2 protein-coding genes are annotated in these 2,967 nt (G+C 48.0%); one reads left to right on the top strand and one right to left on the bottom strand.

The features are described 5' to 3' along the window. Positions 1–2,442 (top strand): phosphoribosylformylglycinamidine synthase subunit PurQ (locus ACKI5B_RS11850; RefSeq protein WP_407429018.1); only part of this gene is annotated, 2,442 nt, incomplete at its 5' end. Between the two features lie 52 nt (positions 2,443–2,494). Here ACKI5B_RS11850 and ACKI5B_RS11845 read toward each other — a convergent pair. Then, complete coding sequence (locus ACKI5B_RS11845) at positions 2,495–2,839, bottom strand: helix-turn-helix domain-containing protein (protein WP_407429016.1); 345 nt, start codon at positions 2,837–2,839, stop codon at positions 2,495–2,497. Positions 2,840–2,967: the final 128 nt, after the last annotated feature.

Below are 2,967 nucleotides of genomic sequence, written 5' to 3'. Positions count from 1 at the left end.
GACTTCGGTGCAGGCGGTGTTTCTGTCGCAGTCGGCGAACTTGCCCCAGGACTGGACATCAATCTTGACGCTGTTCCAAAGAAGTACGAAGGCTTGAACGGAACCGAGCTTGCAATTTCTGAAAGCCAGGAGCGAATGGCTGTAGTCGTCCGCCCAAGCGATGTAGATAAATTCATCAAATACTGTAATGACGAAAACCTGAATGCTGTCGTAGTTGCAACCGTAACTGATAAAAACAAGCTCACAATGAAATGGCGCGGCAAGACAATCGTTGACATTGACCGCTCATTCCTTGATTCGGCTGGTGCCGTTCACACAGCAAAAGCTTCTATTGAATCACCTAGCGAACAGCACGATTCACCTCTCGTAAAACCTCTCGACTCAGTTGCAAAAGTTCTTGGCAAATGTGCAAGCGCAACTGGTGAAGCAGGCGGCGAAAAACCATCGGCAGAGCAGATTAAAGAAGCATTCATCGAAAACATCCGCGACCTCGCATGTTGTTCTCAGCGTGGCCTTCAGGAGCGATTCGACGGCTCAATCGGAGCAAGCACTGTATTGTTCCCGTTCGGCGGAAAATACCAGGGCACTCCGGAATGTGCTATGTCGGCAAAAATCCCGGTCATCTCTCCACGCGAAACATCAACTGTCTCACTCATGTCTTACGGATACGACCCGCGGGTTGCTCAGTGGTCACCGTGGCACGGAGCTCAGACAGCAATCCTTTCTTCACTCGCAAAAATCACCTGTATCGGCGGTAAGGCAACAACAAGCCGCATGAGCTATCAGGAATTCTTCGGCCGTGCCGTAAGCGAGCACACCTGGGGCTATCCGACAGCAGCACTCCTGGGTTCAATCGACGCTCAAAGGGAAATGGGATGTGCTTCAATCGGCGGAAAAGACTCAATGAGCGGAACTTTCGAGCACATCAATGTTCCACACACACTCGTTTCTTTCGCAGTAGCACACGACGAGGCTAAAAACGTTCAGTCAGGGTCATTCAAAAAGAGCGGAAGCTATGTTTACCTCGTTCAGATTCCATATTCAAAAGAACTCGCACCGGACTGGGACGCTTTCAAAAAGAACTCAGATGCCCTCTACGAGCTCAACAAGGCCGGCAAAATCAACGCAATGTATCCGGTCGGAGCAGGCGGAATCGCTGAGGCAATCACAAAGATGTCATTCGGAAACAAAATCGGCGTTCAGCTCACACAGATTCCGACATCAGCAACAGTCATCGGCTTCCACCGCAACGCAAACGACACAATCGCAGACCTCTTCACACCGCAGTACGGCTCAATCCTCGTTGAAACAGACGACGACAAGTTCGAGAACGGCGGCTTTGTAAACACAACAGTCCTCAGAATCGGAAACACACAAAAAGACCCGATCATCTCATTCGAAATGAAGGGCGTTGACCCGCTTCCAAAGGCAGAAATCAAACTCTCTGACCTCTACGAAGCATGGGAATCTAAACTTGCAAAAGTATTCCCGCCGGTTTCTTCTGTTAAAAAAGAAGAAAACCTTCCTGAATGGGCAAAAGCAGAGCATGCATCTTTGGGCGAAGCACGAGCCAAGAAAGATACATTCACAGTAATCGATTCAAGCAAGGCAAAACCACGCGTAATCGTTCCTGTATTCCCGGGCACAAACTGTGAATACGACATGGCACGCGCATTCAACCTTGCAGGTGCTGACTCACACATCCTCGTCTTCAAGAACAGAACACCAAAAGATTTGGAAGAGTCACTCGCCGCATTCAAGGCAGAAATCGAGCAGGCACAGATTGTAGCATTCGCAGGTGGCTTCTCTGCCGGTGACGAGCCGGACGGTTCAGGAAAATTCATCGCAAACGTAATCCGCGAAAAGCGAATCGCCGACGCAATCACTTCTCATCTCGAAAAGAAAAACCTGATTCTTGGTATCTGTAACGGCTTCCAGGCTTTGATTAAAACAGGCCTCGTTCCATACGGAAAAATCACCGAACCAAGCGAAGACACACCGACACTCACCTTCAACGACATCCACCGGCACATCAGCCGCGTGGTCTGGACTCGCATGGTAAGCGCCGCTTCTCCTTGGGCTTTGGACGCTTCTGTACTCGAAGAAAAACCGCATTATATCCCGGTAAGCCACGGTGAAGGTAAAATCTTCATTTCTGAGCAGCTCGCAAAAGAATTGTTCGAAAAAGGACAGGTCTACAGCCAGTACTGCGACGAAAACGGCAAACCAACAATGCTCGAGCCAGAAAACCCCAACGGCTCAGCATTCGCAATCGAAGGCCTCACAAGCCCGGACGGCCTCGTCTTGGGTAAAATGGGCCACTCAGAGCGCACAGTCGGCATCGGCGGATATACAGAAGATTTGATTAAGAACATCGCCTGCAACAAGGAAGCAAGCTCATGCCAGAACCTCTTTAGAGCTGGTGTAAGGTACTTTAACTAATCTAAACATTTTAATCCCGGCCAGAATTTGTTCTGGCTGGGATTTTTGTTAGTTACCTTGCCAATTTGTCAACCAAGAAATTCAAGCAATTATTTGTATCTTCTGGCAAACTTTCAATTTTCCGTATAAAATTTCTGTATTTATGAAAAAGTATCATTTCTTGGGAAATATTTTCGCCTGAGAAATCAGACTCTTTTCCTGTCGTCAAATATTCTACGCTGACTCCTAAAACTTGTGCGATTTTTACGGCATTTCCAACAGTCGGCTCGTTTCCATTTTTAGCAAGATAGCCGTCAAGAGTGCGTTTGTTTATTCCTGTTTTTTGCGCAAGTTCCCAGAGCGCGCTAAAGTATTGTTCGACCGAAACGAACAGGCTGCTAAGGCATGCTTCGAGCATTTGCAGAAACTGGTTGAGTTGTATAAATAAGGATGTTTTTCCTCATGGGGTAGTTACCCTGTGAGGAAAGATACCTGAAAATGACGAACGTTCCCTGAGAGGAAGAGATTTCCTTTTAGGGAACGTTT

Source organism: Treponema sp. (assembly GCF_045657965.1).
Classification (GTDB): domain Bacteria; phylum Spirochaetota; class Spirochaetia; order Treponematales; family Treponemataceae; genus Treponema_D.
This window is presented reverse-complemented; position numbering and strand designations above follow the sequence as displayed.

Bases quoted from the DNA above. Each gene is read 5' to 3' on its own strand.
- ACKI5B_RS11845 (WP_407429016.1), bottom strand. From the start codon at position 2,839: ATGCTCGAAGCATGCCTTAGCAGCCTGTTCGTTTCGGTCGAACAATAC.